The 21,899-nt window shown below is 60.3% G+C and carries 18 protein-coding genes; 2 read left to right on the top strand and 16 right to left on the bottom strand.

The window, feature by feature from the left end; translation table 11 throughout:
- Nucleotides 1-71: 71 nt before the first annotated feature.
- The 15 genes from purF to leuC all read right to left on the bottom strand — a co-directional run bounded on the left by purF (nt 72) and on the right by leuC (nt 16,528).
- Nucleotides 72-1,577: an amidophosphoribosyltransferase gene (gene purF, locus MO767_RS18685; protein WP_010456022.1), complete on the bottom strand. Its 1,506-nt coding sequence runs from the start codon at nt 1,575-1,577 to the stop codon at nt 72-74.
- Between the two features lie 41 nt (nt 1,578-1,618).
- On the bottom strand, nt 1,619-2,179 hold the full coding sequence (locus tag MO767_RS18680; RefSeq protein WP_282481709.1) for a CvpA family protein: 561 nt from the start codon (nt 2,177-2,179) through the stop codon (nt 1,619-1,621).
- Nucleotides 2,180-2,277: 98 nt separating this feature from the next.
- The gene (locus MO767_RS18675; protein WP_282481708.1) at nt 2,278-2,937 is read right to left on the bottom strand and encodes an SPOR domain-containing protein; all 660 of its coding nucleotides are present in this window, start codon (nt 2,935-2,937) and stop codon (nt 2,278-2,280) included.
- Nucleotides 2,921-4,228 carry a bifunctional tetrahydrofolate synthase/dihydrofolate synthase gene (folC, locus tag MO767_RS18670; RefSeq protein ID WP_282481707.1) on the bottom strand — a complete coding sequence of 436 codons (1,308 nt, stop codon included), beginning with the start codon at nt 4,226-4,228 and terminating at the stop codon, nt 2,921-2,923. The genes MO767_RS18675 and folC overlap by 17 nt, the downstream gene beginning before the upstream one ends.
- Complete coding sequence (accD, locus tag MO767_RS18665; RefSeq protein WP_056744405.1) at nt 4,225-5,145, bottom strand: acetyl-CoA carboxylase, carboxyltransferase subunit beta; 921 nt, start codon at nt 5,143-5,145, stop codon at nt 4,225-4,227. Before accD ends, folC begins: the two co-directional genes overlap by 4 nt.
- Nucleotides 5,146-5,327: 182 nt before the next feature.
- On the bottom strand, nt 5,328-5,948 hold the full coding sequence (locus MO767_RS18660; protein ID WP_282481706.1) for a phosphoribosylanthranilate isomerase: 621 nt from the start codon (nt 5,946-5,948) through the stop codon (nt 5,328-5,330).
- 63 nt (nt 5,949-6,011) lie between these two features.
- On the bottom strand, nt 6,012-6,836 hold the full coding sequence (gene truA / locus MO767_RS18655; RefSeq protein WP_282481743.1) for a tRNA pseudouridine(38-40) synthase TruA: 825 nt from the start codon (nt 6,834-6,836) through the stop codon (nt 6,012-6,014).
- 195 nt (nt 6,837-7,031) lie between these two features.
- Complete coding sequence (locus MO767_RS18650; RefSeq protein ID WP_282481705.1) at nt 7,032-9,773, bottom strand: FimV/HubP family polar landmark protein; 2,742 nt, start codon at nt 9,771-9,773, stop codon at nt 7,032-7,034.
- A 207-nt stretch (nt 9,774-9,980) separates the two neighbouring features.
- Nucleotides 9,981-10,991, bottom strand: coding sequence for an aspartate-semialdehyde dehydrogenase (locus MO767_RS18645; RefSeq protein WP_201186989.1), 1,011 nt, complete (start codon nt 10,989-10,991; stop codon nt 9,981-9,983).
- 62 nt (nt 10,992-11,053) lie between these two features.
- A complete protein-coding gene (locus MO767_RS18640; RefSeq protein ID WP_282481704.1) occupies nt 11,054-11,185 on the bottom strand; it encodes a hypothetical protein in 132 nt (43 codons plus the stop codon).
- A 29-nt stretch (nt 11,186-11,214) separates the two neighbouring features.
- Nucleotides 11,215-12,327 (bottom strand): aspartate-semialdehyde dehydrogenase, encoded by a 1,113-nt coding sequence (gene asd / locus MO767_RS18635; protein ID WP_033061853.1) that lies wholly within the window; start codon nt 12,325-12,327, stop codon nt 11,215-11,217.
- 69 nt (nt 12,328-12,396) lie between these two features.
- A complete protein-coding gene (gene leuB, locus MO767_RS18630) occupies nt 12,397-13,479 on the bottom strand; it encodes a 3-isopropylmalate dehydrogenase (RefSeq protein ID WP_282481703.1) in 1,083 nt (360 codons plus the stop codon).
- Between the two features lie 62 nt (nt 13,480-13,541).
- The gene (locus MO767_RS18625; RefSeq protein WP_282481702.1) at nt 13,542-14,309 is read right to left on the bottom strand and encodes a class I SAM-dependent methyltransferase; all 768 of its coding nucleotides are present in this window, start codon (nt 14,307-14,309) and stop codon (nt 13,542-13,544) included.
- Nucleotides 14,310-14,454: 145 nt separating this feature from the next.
- The gene (gene leuD / locus MO767_RS18620; RefSeq protein ID WP_282481701.1) at nt 14,455-15,099 is read right to left on the bottom strand and encodes a 3-isopropylmalate dehydratase small subunit; all 645 of its coding nucleotides are present in this window, start codon (nt 15,097-15,099) and stop codon (nt 14,455-14,457) included.
- A gap of 10 nt (nt 15,100-15,109) precedes the next feature.
- Complete coding sequence (gene leuC / locus MO767_RS18615) at nt 15,110-16,528, bottom strand: 3-isopropylmalate dehydratase large subunit (protein WP_074875226.1); 1,419 nt, start codon at nt 16,526-16,528, stop codon at nt 15,110-15,112.
- Nucleotides 16,529-16,674: 146 nt separating this feature from the next.
- Here leuC and MO767_RS18610 point away from each other — a divergent pair, with 146 nt between their 5' ends.
- The gene (locus MO767_RS18610; protein ID WP_008151271.1) at nt 16,675-17,565 is read left to right on the top strand and encodes a LysR family transcriptional regulator; all 891 of its coding nucleotides are present in this window, start codon (nt 16,675-16,677) and stop codon (nt 17,563-17,565) included.
- Between the two features lie 65 nt (nt 17,566-17,630).
- A complete protein-coding gene (locus tag MO767_RS18605) occupies nt 17,631-20,909 on the top strand; it encodes a bifunctional diguanylate cyclase/phosphodiesterase (protein WP_282481700.1) in 3,279 nt (1,092 codons plus the stop codon).
- Nucleotides 20,910-20,921: 12 nt separating this feature from the next.
- On the opposite strand, the gene MO767_RS18600 is transcribed toward MO767_RS18605, so the two are convergent.
- Nucleotides 20,922-21,881 carry a tRNA-dihydrouridine synthase gene (locus MO767_RS18600; RefSeq protein ID WP_282481699.1) on the bottom strand — a complete coding sequence of 320 codons (960 nt, stop codon included), beginning with the start codon at nt 21,879-21,881 and terminating at the stop codon, nt 20,922-20,924.
- Nucleotides 21,882-21,899: the final 18 nt, after the last annotated feature.

Below are 21,899 nucleotides of genomic sequence, written 5' to 3'. Positions count from 1 at the left end.
CTTGCCCCGTTTTTTATAAATAAGAATTCTTTTAGTAGATACAAAACCGGCCCCAAGGGGCCGGTAGTTACTCAGTTGTTATACAGATCAATGATCGCACTGACTGCCTGCGTCTTGACCTTGGAGGCATCATTACGTGCCTGCTCGATCTTGTTCAGGTAAGCCTCGTCAACGTCGCCGGTGACGTACTGGCCGTCGAACACAGCGCAATCGAACTTCTCGATCTTGATCTTGCCGCCACCGACCGCTTCGATCAAGTCAGGCAAGTCCTGATAGATCAACCAGTCAGCGCCGATCAGATCAGCCACGTCCTGGGTCGAACGGTTGTGCGCGATCAACTCGTGAGCGCTCGGCATGTCGATACCGTAGACGTTCGGGTAGCGAACGGCTGGTGCCGCGGAGCAGAAGTAGACGTTTTTGGCGCCGGCTTCGCGGGCCATCTGGATGATCTGCTTGCAGGTGGTGCCGCGAACGATGGAGTCATCCACCAGCATCACGTTTTTGCCGCGGAATTCCAGCTCAATGGCGTTGAGCTTCTGGCGCACGGATTTTTTCCGTGCAGCCTGGCCCGGCATGATGAAGGTCCGGCCGATGTAGCGGTTCTTCACGAAGCCTTCGCGGAACTTCACGCCCAGGTGGTTTGCCAGCTCCAGGGCCGCAGTGCGGCTGGTGTCCGGGATCGGGATGACCACGTCGATGTCGTGTTCCGGACGCTCGCGCAGAATCTTCTCGGCGAGCTTCTCGCCCATGCGCAGACGGGCCTTATAGACCGAAACGCCGTCGATGATCGAGTCCGGACGCGCCAGGTACACGTGTTCGAAGATGCACGGGGTCAGGGACGGGTTGGTCGCGCACTGACGGGTGTGCAGCTTGCCGTCTTCAGTGATGTAGACCGCTTCGCCCGGCGCCAGATCGCGAATCAGGGTGAAACCGAGCACGTCCAGGGAGACGCTTTCGGAAGCGATCATGTACTCGACGCCTTCGTCGGTGTGACGCTGACCGAAGACGATCGGGCGGATGCCGTGCGGGTCACGGAAACCGACGATGCCGTAACCGGTCACCATCGCCACGACTGCATAACCACCGACGCAACGGTTGTGCACGTCGGTGACGGCAGCGAACACGTCTTCTTCGGTTGGCTGCAACTTGCCGCGCTGGGCCAGTTCGTGAGCGAACACGTTGAGCAGCACTTCCGAATCGGAATTGGTGTTGACGTGGCGCAGGTCAGATTCGTAAATCTCCTTGGCCAGCTGTTCAACGTTGGTCAGGTTACCGTTGTGCGCCAGGGTGATGCCGTAAGGCGAGTTGACGTAAAACGGTTGGGCTTCGGCCGAAGTCGAACTGCCCGCGGTCGGGTAACGCACATGGCCAATACCCATGTGACCGACCAGGCGCTGCATGTGACGCTGATGGAACACGTCACGCACCAGGCCATTGTCCTTGCGCAGGAATAACCGGCCATCATGGCTGGTCACGATACCGGCAGCGTCCTGGCCGCGGTGCTGGAGGACGGTTAGCGCGTCATACAGCGCCTGATTGACGTTCGACTTACCGACGATACCGACGATGCCACACATGCGACGCAACCCCTACTTAATGGATCTGAACTGAACACAACTTACTGAGGCGTTTTGACCATCGGCAAGAGGTGCTCCTTGAACGGTATCTCAGCGGGTACGCTGATACCGCTGGCAAGCCACTGACTGCTCCACCCGAGAATCAGGTTTTTGGACCAGTCTGCAACCAATAGAAATTTTGGCACGAGCTGTGACTCTTGCCACCACCCGTCCTGCTGTACCGGCCCCAGGCTCAACAGCCCGACCGCCACGACCACCAGCAATACGCCACGCGCGGCGCCGAAGGCCATGCCGAGGAATCGATCGGTCCCGGATAGCCCGGTGACGCGAACCAATTCGCCGATAAGATAATTGATCATCGCGCCTACGATTAACGTGGCGACAAACATGATGGCACAGCCCGTGATCACACGGGCCGACGGCGTTTGGATGTATCCGCCGAGGTACTCGGACAATGAACCACCGAACATCCAGGCGACGACTCCTGCAATGATCCAGGTCACCAGCGATAGTGCTTCTTTGACGAAGCCGCGGCTCAGACTTATCAATGCGGAGATGGCGACGATTGCAACGATCGCCCAGTCAACCCAGGTAAATGGCACAGTGCAGCCTACAGACGGATAAGGCGGCGCATTTTAGCAGAGCCCATGCTTATCGGTAAGCTGCGATTGTCAGTGCATTTCAAATCGAGGCGATAGTTTTAGCCACGCTCAGGCTGGAAACGCACGACAAAGCCCTTGAGCTTCCTCTGACGGTCCAACAAGTCACGCAGGCGGTCGGCTTCGGCGCGCTCAATCAGCGGCCCGACGAACACTCGGTTCTTGCCGTCAGAGGCACGGATGTAAGCGTTGTAGCCCTGACTGCGCAGGTCTTTTTGCAGGCTTTCGGCACTTTCACGACTCGACAGGCTGGCCAGTTGCACCGACCAGCTGACCGACAGGCCATTGGCATCGACGCGGCTTTGAGTCGTGTCCGGCTTGCCCGGTGCAGCCGTGATGGGCTGGCTAGGTGCAACCGTTGGTTTGTTGGCCGGCGCCGGAGTTGGCGCGACCGGTTTGGCGGCAGGCGCAGGCGCCACCGGCACACTCGGGGCAATCGGCGTGAACGGTGCTTCTTGCTGAGCGATTTCATCATCACTCGGCACGGGCTCCTGAGGCAGCGCTTGCGGCTCAGGCACCACCACCGGCTCGACCTGAACTTGCGGCACCGAAGGTGCTTGCGGCGCAGCCGGGGCTTCAACCGTCACTTGACGCGGCTCATCCTGACGGGAAAACAACATAGGCAGGAAAATCACCGCCAGCGCCACCAGAACCAGGGCGCCAACCATGCGCTGTTTGTATGCCTTATCCAGCAATGCCATTTGCCGCTTCCTCCGTGGAGCGCCGAGCCAGCCATTCGAGGGCCTCGGCGACACAATAAAATGATCCGAACAACAGAATCTCGTCGTCGCTCGTCGCCAGCGCGCACTGCCCTTCCAGGGCGGCGGCTACGCTATCATAGGACGTTACCGAGCCGCCAAGCTTCTGCAACGCCGCGTGCAAATCGGCAACCGGGCGAGCTCGCGGTGAATCCAGCGGCGCGACGGCCCAGTGCTGGACACTAGCATTCAATTCACCAACAACACCATCCAGATCCTTGTCCGCCAGCAATCCGAACACCGCCAGACGCTTGCCGGCCGGTGGTCGGCTCGCCAGACGGCGAGCGAGATACTCTGCCGCATGGGGGTTATGCCCCACGTCCAGCAACAAGTTCAGGCGCTTGCCCTGCCAGTCGAACTGACGGCGATCGAGGCGACCGACCACCCGAGTGGCTTTCAGCGCAGCAATAAGTTGTGCATCCACCCAAGGCAACCCGAGCAGCAGGTAAGCCTGCAACGCCAGCGCGGCGTTTTCCATCGGCAGATCGAGCAACGGCAGATCATGCAGCTCGACCACACGCCCTTGAGCGTCAATACCGCGCCATTGCCAGTTGCGATCAGTGATGCCGAGGTCGAAATCGCGCCCACGCAGGAAAAACGGGCAATTGAGCTCGCGGGCTTTATCCAGCAGAGGCTGCGGAGGATTCAGGTCGCCACAGAGCGCAGGCGCGCCCTGGCGGAAGATGCCGGCCTTTTCGAACGCTACGGACTCACGGGTATCGCCCAGATAATCCGCGTGATCGACACCGATGCTGGTGACCAGCGCCATATCGGCATCGACCACGTTGACCGTATCCAGACGCCCGCCCAGCCCTACTTCCAGCACCACTGCGTCGAGACTGGCGTGTTGAAACAGCCAGAACGCAGCCAGGGTGCCCATTTCGAAGTACGTCAAGGATGTGTCGCCACGGCCTGCCTCGACCGCGGCAAAGGCTTCGCACAGCTCGGCGTCAGTGGCTTCGACGCCATTGACCTGCACCCGCTCGTTGTATCGCAGCAAGTGCGGAGAATTGTAGACACCGACGTTCAGGCCCTGCGCCCGCAGCAATGAAGCCACGAATGCGCAGGTAGAACCTTTGCCGTTGGTACCGGTGACCGTGATCACCCGAGGCGCCGGCTTGCCCAGTCCCATACGGGACGCTACCTGTTGCGAGCGCTCCAGGCCCATGTCGATGGCCGAAGGGTGCAACTGCTCAAGGTAGGCGAGCCACTCGCCAAGGGTACGTTCGATCATATGTTGGCGGGTACCGGTGGAACCACGATTGGCTCGATTGGCGCGGCGACGAATTTCGGCGTCGGCAGGCCCATCATTTGTGCCAGCAGATTGCCCAGACGCGGACGCAGTTCCTGACGGTGAATGATCATGTCGATCGCACCGTGTTCCAGCAGGAATTCGCTGCGCTGGAAGCCTTCCGGCAGTTTTTCACGCACGGTTTGTTCAATGACACGCGGGCCAGCGAAGCCGATCAGGGCTTTCGGCTCGCCGACAATCACGTCGCCGAGCATCGCCAGACTGGCGGAAACACCACCGTAGACCGGGTCGGTCAGCACGGAGATGAACGGAATGCCTTCTTCACGCAGACGCGCCAGCACCGCAGAGGTCTTGGCCATTTGCATCAGGGAGATCAGGGCTTCCTGCATCCGCGCACCGCCAGAAGCGGCGAAGCAGATCATCGGGCAACGGTTTTCCAGCGCGTAATTGGCGGCGCGAACAAAACGCTCACCAACGATGGCGCCCATCGACCCCCCCATGAAAGAGAATTCGAAGGCCGAAACCACTACCGGCATGCCCAGCAGGGTGCCGCTCATGGAGATCAGTGCGTCTTTTTCACCGGTCTGCTTCTGCGCAGCGGTCAGGCGATCCTTGTACTTCTTGCCGTCGCGGAACTTCAGACGGTCAACCGGCTCCAGGTCCGCGCCCAGTTCGGCACGGCCTTCAGCGTCGAGGAAGATATCGATGCGGGCGCGAGCGCCGATACGCATGTGGTGGTTGCACTTGGGGCAAACGTCCAGGGTCTTTTCCAGCTCCGGACGATACAGCACAGCCTCGCAAGACGGGCATTTGTGCCACAGACCTTCAGGCACCGAGCTCTTCTTGACCTCGGAACGCATGATCGAAGGGATCAGTTTGTCTACTAACCAGTTGCTCATGCTTTCTTTCTCCAGTACCGGCGGCCCGAACGCTCTGGTTCGCAGCCCCGCGTATGCCCTTGAGCTAAATTCATGTGTGTGGCGATGATCAATGGGTTGCCGGATCAGCTGAACGTGACCTGCGTACACCCCAAAAACCCTCAGCCATGCCTGTGGACGGCGGCAGTGTGCCAGCCGTCACATCAACGTCCTACAACCGCTTTAATGAATGCCTGAATCTTTGCGTGATCCTTGATGCCCTTGCTCGCCTCCACCCCACCGCTGACGTCCACGGCATAAGGCCGAACCCTTGCAATCGCCTCGGCGACGTTTTCCGGCGTCAAGCCACCCGCCAGGATGAGCGGTTTGCTCAAGCCTTGCGGTATCAGAGACCAGTCAAACGCCTCACCGGTTCCGCCGGGTACGCCTTCGACATAGGCGTCGAGCAGGATACCCCTGGCGCCTGGAAACGCATCGCACGCAGCCGCGATATCGTCACCGGCCTTGACCCGCAGCGCCTTGATGTACGGGCGGTGCCAGCCTTCGCACTCGGCCGCGGTTTCATCGCCATGGAACTGCAACAGGTCCAGCGGCACGGCGTCGAGGATTTCCCCCAACTCGCAGCGACTGGCGTTGACGAACAGCCCTACGGTGGTCACGAACGGCGGCAACGCCTCGATGATCGAGCGCGCCTGCTGAAACGTCACGGCCCGCGGGCTTTTGGCGTAGAACACAAATCCGATCGCATCAGCCCCGGCCTCAACCGCCGCCAACGCATCTTCTATGCGGGTAATCCCACAAATCTTGCTGCGAACGGCCGACATGTCGATAGAACCCCAAGGTAAATCCGAGAAAGTCCCGGATGGTAACAAAAGCGTTCGAGGGCGTCAGCCGTCAAGTTCCGAGAAGCCGGTCAGGAAGTGCGGCCCGATGTAACGCTCGGGCAATTCGAACTCGTCGCGGTACTCGACCTGCACCAGGTAGAGGCCGTACGGATGCGCCGTCACCCCACCGGAACGGCGAATGCGGCTCTCCAGCACCTCTTTCATCCACTCCACCGGGCGCTCGCCAGCACCGATGGTCATCAGCACGCCAGCAATGTTGCGCACCATGTGGTGCAGGAAAGCGCTGGCGCGGATGTCCAGCACGATCATCTTGCCGTGGCGCGTGACGCGCAGGTGATGCAGCTCCTTGATCGGCGACTTGGCCTGACACTGACCCGCACGGAAAGCGCTGAAATCATGGGTGCCGACCAGGTACTGCGCCGCCTCGGCCATGCGCTCGACGTCCAGCGGACGGTGGTTCCAGGTGATTTCTTCGTTCAGGTGCGCCGGGCGGATCTGATCGTTGTAGATCACGTAGCGATAGCGCCGGGCACTCGCCTTGAACCGCGCATGGAAATGCGCCGGCATGACCTTGGCCCAGCTGACACTGACGTCATGGGGCAAATTGATATTGGCGCCCATGACCCAGGCTTTCATCGAACGCTCGACCTGGGTATCGAAATGCACCACCTGACCGCACGCATGCACACCGGCATCCGTACGCCCGGCGCAGAGCAGCGACACCGGTGAATCGGCGACTTTGGACAAGGCCTTTTCGAGGGTTTCCTGCACGGTGAGTACGCCGGAAGCCTGGCGCTGCCAACCGCGATAGCGCGAGCCTTTGTATTCAACACCCAACGCGATCCGGAAAAAGCCGTCGGCCACCATTTCGGCGGCCGGATTATCTATATTTGCCAAGGAGTGACAGCCTGCTGATGTACGCAAAGGCGGGCATTATAAGGCCGCCGGACCGGGACGCCAGAGGCGTGTGCTGTTTGTGGCCTGCCAGGAACTTTCTGTCGTCGACTGAACCAAAAACGGCAGCCTCAATGGCTGCCGTTTTGTTTACGCCTTACCGATCAATCACGCCAGACGCGAAAGCATTTCCTTGGCTTCGCTCTTCTGACCAGCATCACCCTCGGTCACCACCTCGTTGAGGATGTCCCGGGCACCGTCGGCGTCGCCCATGTCGATGTAGGCCTGGGCCAGATCGAGTTTGGTCGCGACTTCGTCAGTGCCGGAAAGGAAATCGAATTCTGGTTCCTCAGCTGCAGAGGCCATGGCGTCTTCCGCCGTGAAGCTCGGCTCGCCAAGACTCTGGGACAGACGATCCAGTTCGGCGTTGACGTCATCCAGTTCGGCTGCAAACGCGTCCGGAGCATCTGGCGCGTCCATTTCGTCAGCCAGCGACAGGTCGAAATCGGCCGGCAGCTCCAGATCGTCCAGCGCAACCTCGGGAACAGCCGGCGCTTCAGCGACAGGTAAATCCAGGTCCTTGACGCCGTCATCCAGGCTCAACAGGAAGTCGTCTTCGGCCAGGGTAGCCGGCGAGGCATCCGCACCGAGTTCCATATCCAGGTCGAAGTCCGACAGGTCATCGAGGTTTTCCTTGATGTCGGTCTGCTGCTGCAACACCGATTCGAAGCTCAGGTCGTCGTCCAGCGGGAACTCGCCCAGCTCAGCCGCAGACACTGGTTCTGCCTCTGGTTCTGGTGCAACCACTGCCGGAGAGGCAGTTTCCAGATCATCCAGGCTCAAATCGAAGGCACTGTCGAAGTCATCGGGCTCTGCCTCTGCCTCTGCCTCTGGTGCAACCACCGCCGGAGCGGCAGATTCCAGATCATCCAGGCTCAAATCGAAAGCACTGTCGAAGTCATCGGGCACTGCCGGTGCCGGCGCTTCAGACTCGTCCAGCAGCAGATCCTTGACGTATTGCGCGTCCAGTTCGGCAGCGATCGCAGCGGCTGCGATACCACCAACCGCCGCAATGACCATGGCCGGGAAGCGGCTCTTGAGTTTTTCGACCTGAGCAAAGTTGTCACCGTTAGCCACCAATTGGCGCTCCTGGGCAACGAATGCATCGCGGTCGCCTTGCTGACCATAGACTTCCATCAGCTTGAGGCGCAGGTCACTGCGTTGCGGCTCTTGCTTGATCCCGTCTTCCAGCAAGGCAGCTGCCTGATTCAGACGACCGGCAGCGATGTGCGACTGTGCTTTGCTCAGTACGTCGTCATCGCGCTCGCCAGCAGGCGAAACCAATGGCGCAGCGATCGGCGGCGTTACCACAACCGGAGCAATTACCGGTGCGGGCGCAAGGGCTGGCGCTGGAGTTGGAGTTGGCGTGGTAGCAAGCTTCACGCTCGGCGGCGGCACGTCCAGGTCTTCGAAAATGCTTTTTGGCAGATCGAGTTCAGCGGAGAACGCCTGCTCCTCGGCCAATTCACGGGCCATGCGCAAATGCTTCTCGGCTTCTTGCTGGGCTTTGCGGCGACGCGCCAGCAACAGCAGCAGGAACAGCGCCACCACGGCACCGCCACCTGCCAGACCCAGCAGCCACGGATTGGTCAGCAGTTCTTTGAATTGCTGATCGTCGGATGCTGCCGGCGTCGGCTCGACAGGCGGCTCGACCGGAGCCGGAGTGACCTCGGGCGCAGCAGCCTCAGGTGCAGTCGGAGCCGCGTTCGCAGGCGTTGTTGCCGCATGATTGGCCGCCAGTTCGGCTGACATTGCCGGAGTGGTCGCACCTGGTGCCGGGGCACCCGCCGCACCTTCAGCCTGCAACTTGGCCAGTTGATTGTTCTTCAGTTCGATCAGGCGTTGCAGCTTGTCCAGCTGACTTTGCAGATCGGTCATGCGGCCTTTCAGTTCGGCGTTGTCACGACGGGTCGTGTCGAGGCTTTCCTGGGTCACGGCCAGCTTGTTGCTCAAATTCTTGGCATCACCCTTGGCGCCTTTGCCACCGGCCTTGCCGGACTCGGCGGACACCAGGCTCAGCTTGTCTGTCGCCGCTTGCGACGAAGGGCCTTCACCGCGAGCGCGCTTGGTGGCATCGAGCTGCTGCTGTCCGGTCCCGGGCTTCGCCACGTAACGACGCCCCTGACGCCACGCGGTGTTCTGGGCGGAGACTTCAGCAACGGCCTTCGGTTGCGGCACATTGGCGCTCTGCGTCTGATCCGGCAGACGCAGCACCTGACCGGCTTTCAACCGGTTGATGTTGCCATCGATAAAGGCATCCGGATTCAACGCCTGGATGGCCAACATGGTTTGCTGGACCGAGCCGCCATTGCGCGCCTTCGCAGCGATTTCCCACAGGGTATCGCGCGGCGCGGTGGTGTATTGGGTTGGTTTGGTGCCACCGGTCACCGGTGCGGTGACGGTTTGCGTCGGTGCAGGCTGCGCAGCCGCATCGGCGGTTTGCGGCGAGAATTTGGACGGATCGAGCAGCACGCTGTAATCGCGCAGCAAGCGACCGCTGGGCCACATCACCTGAACCAGGAATTTCACCATGGGTTCGGAGAGTGGTTTGCTGGACGTCACACGCAGGATGCTTTTGCCGCTGGCGTTGAGTACCGGGGTAAAGGTCAGGTCATTGAGAAACGCCTGGCGGTCGACACCTGCCTTGGCGAAATCTTCGGGCGAAGCCAGGCTCGGCACCAATTCGGCAGCGGTGAGGTCCTTGACGTCGAGCAACTCGATTTCTGCCACCAGGGGCTGGTTCAGCGTCGACTTCAGGGTCAATTCCCCGAGCCCGAGGGCATGCGCCATACCGGAGGACAGCGCCGAGGCGGCCGCTATTGCTAACACCAGTTTGCGAACTTGAACCATAGCCTCATCCTTTGTTTGAACATTCCTCGGCCAGCGAGAAGGTATTGATAGTCGCTGCCGTAAGGCATTGCGCGCGACGGCGAAGAGTCATCGCGCGCGGTCATTTCATTCATGCCACGCAAAACCCCGGAGGGAGCCCGCCTTCAGCAGTCCGGCCAAGCATAGCGCCCGGCCGGATTCATTCGACAAATTGTTGCCAAGTATCTTTTACAGCAGGTCTTTTATCAACAATTCAGCCACCTGCACAGCATTGAGCGCTGCGCCTTTGCGTACGTTATCTGACGTCAGCCACAAATTTAGTTCCGACAGGTCGTCGATCCCGTTGCGAACCCGACCAACGTAGACCACGTCCTGCCCTACCGCATCGCCTACCGGCGTCGGGTAATCGCCGGCTTCCACCAACTCGATACCGGGCGCGTCTTCCAGGGCGGCGTTGACTTTGGCCAGGTCGATGTCGCTCGATGACTGCAAGGTCACGTTAAAGCTATCGCCAAAAAACACCGGGGCTTGAATGCAAGTGACGGAAATCTTTAATAAAGGCAGCGCCATGACCTGACGTAGCTCGCGCACCAGGCGTTTTTCCAGCAGCGTGTGACCCTGATCATCTGGCTTGCCCACTTGCGCCAGCAAGTTGAAGGCCATCTGCCGATCGAAGAAGGTCGGCTCCAGCGGACGCACATTGAGTAGCTCGGCCGTTTGCCGTGCCAGCTCGGTGACGGCTTCGCGGCCCTGGGCGGAGACGGCCAGGCTGGCGGTCAAATTGATGCGTTGCAGATCGAGCAAACCGAGCAACGGCGCCAGCACGACCGCCAGTGTGGTGGCCGAAGGGCTTGGACTGCTGACCTGGAACGGCTTTTTCAAACCGGCCAGCACCTGCGCGTTGGCTTCAGGCACGACTTGTGGCGCCTGATCAGCCGGCAAGGCGCCGGACAAGTCGATCAGCGAGCAACCGGCGGCCGTGGCCCGCGAAGCGAAACTCAGGGTTACCGCCGGGCCGGCAGCGAAGAACACCAGCTGGACTTTACTGAAGTCGAACTCATCGACTTCCCGCACCCGCACGTTCTTGCCGCGAAACGGCACCGAATGCCCAGCCGATTCGCTGCTGGCGAGCAGGTGCAGATTGCCAACAGGGAAGTCGCGCTCTTCGAGAATCTGCACGAGCGTTTCGCCGACAGTACCGGTGGCGCCGATCACGGCGATATCAAAGGACTGGCTCATGGTTCTACCTCTGGCGAAACGGGGGGAGCGGCACTTTACCGGGTGGTTGGCAGTTCGGCAATTTAGAGCAAAAGATCGCAGCCTTCGGCAGCTACAGGATCGGGTTTGCACGCGCCGATGAAGGAGCTGCCGAAGGCTGCGATCTTTTTGCAGGCGACGAACATACCAAAAGAAAAAACCCGCACCTCTTTCAAGGCACGGGTTCGTTCATTGCTTCAATCGATCAACGCTCAAGCAGGATCCGCAGCATGCGACGCAGCGGCTCAGCCGCGCCCCACAGCAGTTGGTCGCCGACGGTGAACGCGCCGACGTACTGCGTGCCCATGTTCAGCTTGCGCAGACGGCCAACCGGTACGTTCAGGGTGCCGGTGACTTTCGTCGGGCTCAGTTCCTGAATGCTGGCTTCGCGGCTGTTCGGCACCAGTTTGACCCAAGGGTTGTGCTGGCTGATCAGCCCTTCGATGTCGGCGATCGGCACATCTTTGTTCAGTTTGATGGTCAGCGCCTGGCTGTGGCAGCGCATGGCGCCGATGCGCACGCAGATGCCATCGACCGGAATCGGGCTCTTGAAGCGACCAAGGATCTTGTTGGTCTCGGCCTGGGCCTTCCACTCTTCACGGCTCTGACCGTTCGGCAGTTCCTTGTCGATCCATGGGATCAGGCTGCCGGCCAGCGGTACGCCGAAGTTTTCGGTCGGGTACGCGTCGCTGCGCATGGCTTCGGCCACACGACGGTCGATGTCGAGGATCGCGCTGGCCGGGTCGGCCAGTTGATCGGCGACAGCGGCGTGGGTCGCGCCCATTTGTTTGATCAGTTCGCGCATGTTCTGCGCGCCGGCACCGGAGGCCGCCTGATAGGTCATGGCGCTCATCCACTCCACCAGACCGGCTTCGAACAGACCGCCCAGGCCCATCAGCATCAGGCTGACGGTGCAGTTGCCGCCGATGTAGTTCTTGGTGCCCGCGTCGAGCTGCTGGTCGATGACCTTGCGGTTCACCGGGTCCAGCACGATCACCGCGTCATCCTGCATGCGCAGGCTGGAAGCGGCGTCGATCCAGTAACCCTGCCAGCCGGCTTCGCGCAGTTTCGGGAAAACTTCGCTGGTGTAGTCGCCACCCTGGCAGGTCAGAATCACGTCGAGGGTTTTCAGCTCATCAATGCTGTAAGCGTCTTTGAGCGGAGCAATGTCCTTGCCCACGGACGGGCCTTGGCCACCGACATTGGAAGTGGTGAAAAACACCGGCTCAATAAGATCGAAATCCTGCTCTTCCAGCATCCGCTGCATGAGCACGGAACCGACCATACCGCGCCAACCGATCAGACCTACACGTTTCATCGCAACTACACCTTCTTTAAAAAGTGGGCCGCTGCTTTCAAGAGTGAAAGTTGCAGCGGGCCCGTGAGATTACAGATTCCGCAGCGCGGCGACTACTGCGTCGCCCATTTGCTGCGTACCGACTTTAGTGCAACCGGCCGACCAGATGTCGCCAGTACGCAGGCCTTGGTCCAATACCAGACTGACGGCCTTCTCGATCGCATCGGCCGCATCCTGCAGATTGAAGCTGTAACGCAGCATCATCGACACCGACAAAATGGTCGCCAACGGGTTGGCAATGCCTTTGCCAGCGATGTCCGGCGCCGAACCGTGGCACGGCTCATACATGCCTTTGTTGTTGGTATCCAGGGATGCCGACGGCAGCATGCCGATGGAACCGGTAAGCATCGACGCTTGGTCGGAAAGAATATCGCCGAACAGGTTGTCAGTGACGATCACGTCGAATTGCTTCGGTGCGCGCACCAGTTGCATGGCGGCGTTGTCGACGTACATGTGGCTCAGTTCGACTTCAGGGTAATCCTTGGCCACTTGCTCGACGATCTCACGCCACAGCTGGCTGGAGGCCAGCACGTTGGCCTTGTCCACCGAGCACAGCTTCTTGCCGCGCACCATAGCCATGTCGAAACCGACACGGGCGATACGACGGATTTCGCTTTCGCTGTACGGCAGGGTGTCGTAAGCCTGACGCTCGCCGTTTTCCAGAGTGCGAGTACCGCGTGGCGCGCCGAAGTAGATACCGCCGGTCAGCTCACGGACGATCAGGATGTCCAGGCCAGCCACGATTTCAGGCTTCAGGCTCGAAGCTTCGGCCAGCTGCGGGTACAGGATCGCCGGACGCAGATTGCCGAACAGGCCCAGTTGCGCACGAATTTTCAGCAGGCCGCGCTCAGGGCGAATGTCACGCTCGATGGTGTCCCATTTCGGGCCGCCCACGGCGCCCAGCAGTACCGCATCTGCAGCGCGTGCACGGTCCAGGGTTTCGTCAGCCAGCGGCACGCCGTGCTTGTCGATGGCAGCGCCACCGATCACGTCATGGCTCAGCTCGAAGCCCAGGCTGTACTTTTCGTTGGCAAGTGTAAGTACCTTGACCGCTTCGGCCATGATTTCCGGGCCAATACCGTCACCTGGGAGAATCAGAATCTGCTTGCTCATGCTTTCCTCATGTCATCAGTCGGCGTGCCCTTGGGGCACGCCCGGAAAAATTCGTTTGACGCTTATTTTTCAGCCATCAGCACCAGCACATCTGTACTGAACGAACCATCGGCCTCAATCTCAAAGTATTCGCGTACTTCATTACCCATCGATTGCTGCAGCTCGAGGATTGCCGCGCGCATCACCTCTGGTGTGCGCATGCGCTCGACCCACGAGGTGTACTCCAGACGCAGGCGCTGACGGGTGGTGCTGCGAGTATGCAACCCCGCTTCGCTGATCTGGCGCAACCACTCGCCGGCGGAATAATCGCGCACATGGCTGGTGTCGCGCAGCACTTCGACACTTTGCAGGTAAGTGTCGAACAACGGACTGCCCGGCGACAACACGTCGACGAACGCCGCCACGCCGCCCGGCTTCAGCACCCGGCGGACCTCTCGCAGGGCCAGGCCGAGATCGCTCCAATGGTGCGCCGAATACCGGCTGAAGACGAAATCGAATTCGCCATCGGCGAACGGCAGACGCTCGGCGGCGCCGTTGACCGTAGTCACATTGCTCAGACCACGATCAATCGCCGCAGCGGCCACCACGTCGAGCATCTGCTGCGACAAATCGTAGGCCACCACTTCTTTCACCAGCGAGGCCACGTGAAAACTCACGTGACCGGCGCCGCAACCCAGGTCCAGCACACGGGCATCGCCCTGCCCTGCCAGTTCAGCCTGTAGCAACGCAAATTCGGTGCCCTGAGCGTGTACAGCGCTGCTCAGATAGGCCGAGGCTTGTTCACCGAATTGCTTTTGTACAACCTGAGTGTGCTGGGCAGTGCTGGTCATGGGACTTCCTTTTTGGGGTTTAGCCTTGTGGTGACTATCCGGGCCTCATCGCGAGCAAGCTCGCTCCCACAGTGGATTTGCGGCGTACAAAAAACCCTGTGGGAGCGAGCTTGCTCGCGATGGCGTCATATCGCCTTACGCAAAATCAAACGTCGCGAAACAACCAAGGCTGGCTCGCACGGTGTTTGGCTTCAAACGCCGCGATCGCTTCGTGGTCCTGCAAGGTCAGGCCGATGTCGTCCAGACCGTTGACCAGGCAATGCTTGCGGAACTCGTCAAGTTCGAAGCTGTAGACCTTGCCATCAGGCCGGGTGACGGTCTGGGCTTGCAGGTCGACCGTCAACTCGTAGCCAGGATTCGCCTCGACCTGCTGGAACAACTCATCCACTTCAGCGTCGCTCAAGATGATCGGCAGCAAGCCGTTCTTGAAGCTGTTGTTGTAGAAGATGTCGGCGTAGCTCGGCGCGATGATGCTGCGAAAACCGTACTCTTCCAGCGCCCATGGCGCGTGTTCGCGGCTCGAGCCGCAACCGAAGTTCTCGCGGGCCACCAGCACGCTGGCGCCTTGATAACGCTCGGCGTTGAGCACGAAGTCCTTGTTCAGCGGACGCTTGGAGTTGTCCTGGTAGGCATAGCCCACGTCCAGGTAGCGCCATTCGTCGAACAGGTTCGGACCAAAACCAGTGCGCTTGATCGACTTCAAGAACTGCTTCGGAATGATCTGGTCGGTGTCGACGTTGGCACGGTCCAATGGCGCGACCAAACCGGTGTGTTGGGTAAAAGCTCTCATGTGCGGTTCCTCAGATCAGTTCGCGAACGTCGATGAAACGACCGTGGACGGCAGCTGCCGCAGCCATGGCCGGGCTGACCAGGTGCGTACGGCCACCGGCGCCCTGACGCCCCTCGAAGTTGCGGTTGGAGGTCGAGGCGCAATGCTCGCCCGACTCCAAACGGTCCGGGTTCATCGCCAGGCACATCGAGCAACCCGGTTCACGCCACTCGAAACCGGCTTCGAGGAAAATCTTGTCCAAGCCTTCGGCCTCGGCTTGCGCCTTCACCAGGCCCGAGCCCGGCACCACGATGGCTTGCTTGATGGTCGAAGCCACTTTGCGGCCCTTGGCGATCACCGCCGCAGCACGCAAGTCTTCGATCCGCGAGTTGGTGCAGGAACCAATGAAGACGCGGTCCAGTTGAATGTCGGTGATCGCCTGATTGGCGCTCAAACCCATGTATTTCAAGGCGCGCTCGATGGAACCGCGTTTGACCAGGTCCATTTCCTTCGCTGGGTCTGGCACGTTCTGATCAACCGCCAGGACCATCTCGGGCGAAGTGCCCCAGCTGACTTGCGGCTTGATCTGAGCGGCGTCGAGCTCAACAACGGTGTCGAACACCGCATCGGCGTCGGACACCAGGTCTTTCCAGGCTTCGACCGCCATGTCCCATTCCGCGCCTTTCGGCGCAAATGGACGGCCCTTGACGTAAGCCACGGTTTTTTCGTCGGCAGCCACCAGGCCAACACGAGCGCCGGCTTCAATGGACATGTTGCAGATGGTCATGCGGCCTTCGACGGACAAATCGCGAATGGCGCTGCCGGCGAACTCGATGGCGTGACCGTTACCGCCGGCGGTGCCAATCTTGCCGATGACGGCGAGCACGATATCCTTGGCGGTCACGCCGAACGGCAATTTACCTTCGACCGACACCAGCATGTTTTTCATCTTTTTGGCGACCAGGCACTGCGTGGCGAACACGTGCTCGACCTCGGAAGTCCCGATGCCGTGGGCCAATGCGCCAAACGCGCCGTGGGTCGAGGTGTGCGAGTCGCCGCAGACCACGGTCATGCCTGGCAACGTGGCACCCTGCTCCGGACCGATCACGTGAACGATGCCCTGACGCACGTCATTCATTTTGAATTCAGTGATGCCATATTCGTCGCAGTAGTCATCGAGGGTCTGAACCTGCAATCGTGAGACCTGGTCGGTAATCGCTTCGATGCCGCCCTTGCGATCCGGAGTGGTCGGTACGTTGTGGTCCGGGGTCGCGATGATCGAGTCGACACGCCAAGGCTTGCGCCCGGCCAGACGCAGGCCTTCGAAAGCTTGGGGCGAAGTCACTTCATGGATGATGTGGCGGTCGATATAGATCAGCGACGACCCATCGTCGCGCCGTTTCACTTCATGGGAATCCCAGAGCTTGTCGTAAAGCGTTTTGCCGGCCATCAGACGGTCCTCATCAGCTTGTTTCTATGCCGTGGGTCTTGAAGGATTCAATAACCCCTTGGCTTGTGAGGTCGATCCTAGGGGGTTACATTAAATAACTCAAATTCATATTTTTTATGCTTTGGATAACCAACTGGAATACCGCAATGGACCTCGCCAACCTCAATGCTTTTATCGCGATTGCCGAGACCGGCAGCTTCTCCGGCGCTGGCGAACGGCTGCACTTGACGCAACCGGCCATCAGCAAGCGTATCGCAGGACTGGAGCAGCAATTGAAGGTGCGCCTGTTCGATCGCCTGGGCCGTGAAGTCAGCCTGACCGAGGCCGGACGCGCCTTGCTGCCGCGGGCCTATCAGATTCTGAACGTGCTGGACGACACACGCCGCGCCCTGACCAATCTGACCGGCGAAGTGACCGGCCGCCTGACACTGGCCACCAGCCACCACATCGGCCTGCACCGCTTGCCCCCCTTATTAAGGGAGTTCACCCGACGTTACCCGCAAGTGGCGCTGGATATTCAGTTCCTCGATTCGGAAGTGGCCTACGAAGAAATCCTCCATGGCCGCGCCGAACTGGCGGTCATCACCCTGGCGCCGGAGCCCCACGCACTGGTCAAGGCCACGCCAGTGTGGGACGACCCACTGGACTTCGTGGTCGCCCCGGAGCACTCGCTGATCAGCCACGGCCCGGTCAGCCTGGCGGACATTGCCCTGCACCCGGCGGTTTTCCCCGGCGGCAACACCTTTACTCACCACATCGTCCGGCGCCTGTTCGAAGCTCAAGGCCTGACGCCGAACATCGCCATGAGCACCAATTATCTGGAAACCATCAAGATGATGGTCTCGATCGGCCTGGCCTGGAGCGTGTTGCCGCGCACCATGCTTGATGATCAGGTTGCGCGAATACCTTTACCAGGCATACAACTCACTCGCCAGCTAGGCTATATCCTGCACACAGAAAGGACGCTGTCGAATGCGGCACGGGCCTTCATGGCCTTGCTGGATGCACAAATCGATCTGCCAGGGACTCTCGGCTAAGCTGTGCTACGCCTATAGGGCCTCGAGTCACTGAACCTGACACCCCACTCAGCCAAGGCTTGCCAATGCCGAAATCTGTTGACCGTATTCCGACGATGCCGCGTATACAGGCGCTTGACCCAAAACGGTCCGAGCAGAGCTGGGAAAGCGCCCCACAATTGCTGGCCGCCCTCAACGGTGCACGTTTGGGCGCCTGGTATTGGGACATCGAACGTGGGCAGATCAGCTGGTCGCGGGGTACCCAGGCGCTGTTCGGCTTCGATCCCCGGCAACCGCTGCCGGCGGATCTGGAATACCTCGACTTGTTGCCGCCAGAGGATCGGGCGAAAACCATTCGCGCCTTCGACGCGGTGATCGCCGGCGCCCCGCTGGAACAGGCGATGCATCACCGCATCCGCTGGCCCGACGGCAGCCTGCACTGGCTGGAGATCAACGGCAGCCTGCTGCCGGACAAACACGGCCGGCCACGGATGATTGGCGTCATCCGTGAAATCACCCACCAGCGCCAGCGCGAACAGGCGTTGAGCAGCTCGGAAAAACGCTTCGCCACGCTGTTCCACCTGTGTCCGAACATGGTCCTGCTGACCCGCCAGGAAGACGGCCTGATCAGCGAAGCCAACCAGTATTTCGAAAGCCTGTTTGGCTGGCCAGTACAGGACGCTATCGGTCGCACCACCCTGGAACTGGGCCTCTGGGTGCATCCGGAGCAACGGGCGCAACTGGTCACAGCCACTAAGGCCAAGGGCGAACTGATCAACATGGAGGTGCAATTTCGTGCCAGTAACGGCCAGGTCCATGACGGCATCCTCAGCGCGCAAAAGGTCGAGCTCGAAGGTCAGCCTTATCTGCTGAGTACGTTTCTAGACACCACCGAACGCAAAGTCGCCGAACACGCCCTGAAAGACAGCCAGGAGCGCCTCGACCTGGCGCTGGATTCAGCGCAACTCGGCACGTGGGACTGGCATATTCCCAGCGGCATGCTGTACGGCTCGGCACGCGCCGCCCAACTGCACGGGCTGGAAGCCATCCCTTTCCATGAATCTTTCGACGAGTTTTTCGAAGGCGTTCCCGGGGAAGAACGCGACTCCATGCGCGATGCCTATCACAGCCTGCGAGAAGGCCCTGCCGGCAATTATCAACTGACCTATCGCGTACAACTGCCGGACGGCAGTTCGCGCTACTTGGAAAGCCGCGCCCGGCTCTATCGCGATGAAAACGGTGCCCCGCTGCGCATGGCCGGCACGCTGCTCGACATCACCGATCAGGTAGAGCGCGAGCAGCGGTTGGTGGCGTCCGAAGAGAAGTTCGCCACCCTGTTCCAGGTCAGCCCCGACCCGATTTGCGTGACCCGTCAGGACACCGGTCAATTCATAGAGATCAACTCCAGCTTTACCCAGACCTTCGGCTGGAGTGCTGCCGATGTGATTGGCCGTAGCGCCGACGAAATCGGTCTATGGGACGCTTCGGTGCAAAGCCTGCGACGGATCGAGCAGGTCATCCGCGAACAAGGTCTGAACAACGTAGCGATCCTGGTTCAGCACAAAGACGGGCAAGACCTGACCTGTGTGATTTCAAGCCACCAGATCAGCGTCGGCGAGCAGCCGTGCATTGTCACCAACCTGCGTGATATCACTCAACAGCAACGCTCGGAAGCCGCGCTCAAGGCCAGCGAAGAGAAGTTCGCCAAAGCCTTCCACTCCAGCCCCGACGCCATCACCATCACCGAGCGCGACACCGGGCGTTATCTGGAGGTTAACGATGGCTTCTGCCGCCTGACCGGTTACCGCGCCGATGAAGTGGTCGGTCGCACGGTGTATCAGGTCGGCATCTGGGCCGAGGAAAAACAACGTTCGGCGCTGCTCACCGAACTCCAGATCAAGGGCCGGGTGCATCACCAGGAAATGCTCGGACGCAATAAACGCGGCGAATTGCTGACCGTCGAAGTCTCGGTAGAACCGATCACCCTCAACGAAACCGCCTGCCTGCTGCTGACCGCGCGGGACGTCAGCCTGCTGAAAAACGCCGAAGCGCAGATCCGCCACCTGGCCTACCACGACCCGCTGACCAACCTGCCCAACCGCGCCCTGCTGATGGATCGCCTGAGTCAGCAGATTGCCTTGCTCAAGCGCCACAACCTGCGCGGCGCCCTGATGTTTCTCGACCTTGATCACTTCAAGCACATCAATGATTCGCTCGGTCATCCGGTGGGCGATACCGTGCTGAAAATCATCACCGCGCGCCTCGAAGCCAGCGTGCGCATGGAAGACACCGTCGCGCGTTTGGGCGGTGACGAATTCGTGGTACTGCTCAGCGGGCTCGAAGGCTCGCGCAACGAGGTCAGCGAACAAGTCCTGCAACTGGCGAACACCTTGCGTGAACTGCTGTCGGAGCCGATGTTCCTCGACGGACAACGCCTGCAAGTAACCCCGAGCATCGGCATCGCGCTGATTCCCGATCACGGTTCGACCCCGACCGACCTGCTCAAACGCGCCGACATCGCCCTCTACCGGGCCAAGGATTCGGGCCGCAACACCACGCAGATGTACCACAACGCCATGCAGAAGGCTGCGAGCGAACGCTTGCGCATGGAAACCGACCTGCGCCTGGCCCTTTCCCGGGGTGAGTTCCGCGTGCATTACCAGCCTCAGGTCGACGCCCGGAACGACCGCATTGTCGGCGCCGAGGCACTGGTGCGCTGGAATCATCCGGAACTCGGTGCGCAATCACCCACCGAGTTCATCAAAGTGCTGGAGGACAGCGGGCTAATTCTGGAAGTAGGCACATGGATCATCGACGAGGCCTGCAGCGCCTTCAAACAGCTGATCGCCAAAGGCCTGGTCGATCCGCTGGACTTCAGCCTTTGCGTCAACATCAGCCCACGGCAATTTCGTCAGAATGACTTTGTCGAACGCATCGAACACAGCCTCGCCAGCCACGGTCTGCCCTGCTCGCTGCTGAAACTGGAAATCACCGAAGGCATCGTGATCCAGAACCTGGAAGACACCATCAACAAAATGCGTAGCCTGAAAAAACTCGGCGTGAGTTTCGCCATGGACGATTTCGGCACCGGTTATTCCTCACTGACCTACCTCAAGCGTCTGCCGGTCGACACCCTGAAAATCGACCAATCGTTCATCCGCGACGCCACCACCGACCCCAACGATGCCGAGATCATCCGCGCCATCGTTGCCATGGCCCGCAGCCTGGAATTGAAAGTGATTGCCGAAGGGGTGGAGACACCGGAGCAGCTGGAATTCTTGCAGGGGCTGGGCTGCCATTTTTATCAGGGCTATTTGCACAGTCCGCCCCTGTCGGTTGAGGCGTTTCAAAAGCTACTCAAATGACACAGATTTTTTTCAGGCGGCTTCAGACACCTGAAGACCCAGTAAACGCGAGACCTGATCCAGTTCGGTCTCACGACGCAGGACGGTGAACAGCTCGACCGCTTCGGGATAATTGCGGGTCAGCATCGCCAGCCACTGCTTCAAGCGACCCGGCGATTGCCGTGCTGTCATCTGCGCCTTGGCTTGCAGCCAGAAATCCTGAATCAGCGGCAGCAGCTCGGCCCAGGACATCTCTACGACATCCTCACCGGCCCGCGCCATTGCGATTTGCCGTGCCAGGTCCGGGCGCGAGACCAGGCCGCGACCGAGCATGATGTCCTCGACGCCGCTGATTTCACGGCAACGACGCCAGTCTTCGACGCTCCAGATGTCGCCATTGGCGAACACCGGAACCTTGACTACATCCTGCACCCGGGGGATCCATTCCCAATGGGCTGGTGGCTTGTAGCCGTCAGTTTTGGTCCGCGCATGAACCACGATGTGCGCCGCGCCCCCTTCGGCCAGGGCCTCGGCACACACCAGCGCACCGTCCGGGCTGTCGAAACCGAGGCGCATTTTGGCAGTCACCGGAATGTGCGCCGGAACGGCGCGACGGACATGTTCGACGATCTGGTTCAACAGCTCAGGTTCTTTGAGCAGCACCGCACCGCCACGGGACTTGTTCACAGTCTTGGCCGGGCAGCCGAAGTTCAGGTCAATGACCTCCGACCCCAGTTCGCACGCCAGCGCAGCGTTTTCCGCCAGGCATACCGGATCGGAACCGAGCAGCTGCACCCGCAGCGGCACGCCGGATGCGGTGCGGGCGCCGGTCAACAGTTCCGGGCCGAACTTGTGGTAATAGGCAGGCGTGAGCAGCTGATCGTTGATCCGAATGAACTCGGTCACGCACCAATCGATACCGCCCACACGGGTCAGCACGTCCCGCAGGATGTTGTCGACCAACCCCTCCATGGGCGCCAAAGCAATTTGCATGAAAAACACACTCAACGA

The organism is Pseudomonas sp. UYIF39 (genome assembly GCF_029963765.1).
Taxonomy (GTDB): domain Bacteria; phylum Pseudomonadota; class Gammaproteobacteria; order Pseudomonadales; family Pseudomonadaceae; genus Aquipseudomonas.
This window is presented reverse-complemented; position numbering and strand designations above follow the sequence as displayed.

Coding starts and splice junctions, on each gene's coding strand:
- purF (WP_010456022.1), bottom strand. CDS start 1,577: ATGTGTGGCATCGTCGGTATCGTCGGTAAGTCGAACGTCAATCAGGCG.
- MO767_RS18675 (WP_282481708.1), bottom strand. CDS start 2,937: ATGGCATTGCTGGATAAGGCATACAAACAGCGCATGGTTGGCGCCCTG.
- folC (WP_282481707.1), bottom strand. CDS start 4,228: ATGATCGAACGTACCCTTGGCGAGTGGCTCGCCTACCTTGAGCAGTTG.
- accD (WP_056744405.1), bottom strand. CDS start 5,145: ATGAGCAACTGGTTAGTAGACAAACTGATCCCTTCGATCATGCGTTCC.
- MO767_RS18660 (WP_282481706.1), bottom strand. CDS start 5,948: ATGTCGGCCGTTCGCAGCAAGATTTGTGGGATTACCCGCATAGAAGAT.
- truA (WP_282481743.1), bottom strand. CDS start 6,836: ATGGTGGCCGACGGCTTTTTCCGGATCGCGTTGGGTGTTGAATACAAA.
- MO767_RS18650 (WP_282481705.1), bottom strand. CDS start 9,773: ATGGTTCAAGTTCGCAAACTGGTGTTAGCAATAGCGGCCGCCTCGGCG.
- MO767_RS18645 (WP_201186989.1), bottom strand. CDS start 10,991: ATGAGCCAGTCCTTTGATATCGCCGTGATCGGCGCCACCGGTACTGTC.
- asd (WP_033061853.1), bottom strand. CDS start 12,327: ATGAAACGTGTAGGTCTGATCGGTTGGCGCGGTATGGTCGGTTCCGTG.
- leuB (WP_282481703.1), bottom strand. CDS start 13,479: ATGAGCAAGCAGATTCTGATTCTCCCAGGTGACGGTATTGGCCCGGAA.
- MO767_RS18625 (WP_282481702.1), bottom strand. CDS start 14,309: ATGACCAGCACTGCCCAGCACACTCAGGTTGTACAAAAGCAATTCGGT.
- leuD (WP_282481701.1), bottom strand. CDS start 15,099: ATGAGAGCTTTTACCCAACACACCGGTTTGGTCGCGCCATTGGACCGT.
- leuC (WP_074875226.1), bottom strand. CDS start 16,528: ATGGCCGGCAAAACGCTTTACGACAAGCTCTGGGATTCCCATGAAGTG.
- MO767_RS18610 (WP_008151271.1), top strand. CDS start 16,675: ATGGACCTCGCCAACCTCAATGCTTTTATCGCGATTGCCGAGACCGGC.
- MO767_RS18605 (WP_282481700.1), top strand. CDS start 17,631: ATGCCGAAATCTGTTGACCGTATTCCGACGATGCCGCGTATACAGGCG.
- MO767_RS18600 (WP_282481699.1), bottom strand. CDS start 21,881: ATGCAAATTGCTTTGGCGCCCATGGAGGGGTTGGTCGACAACATCCTG.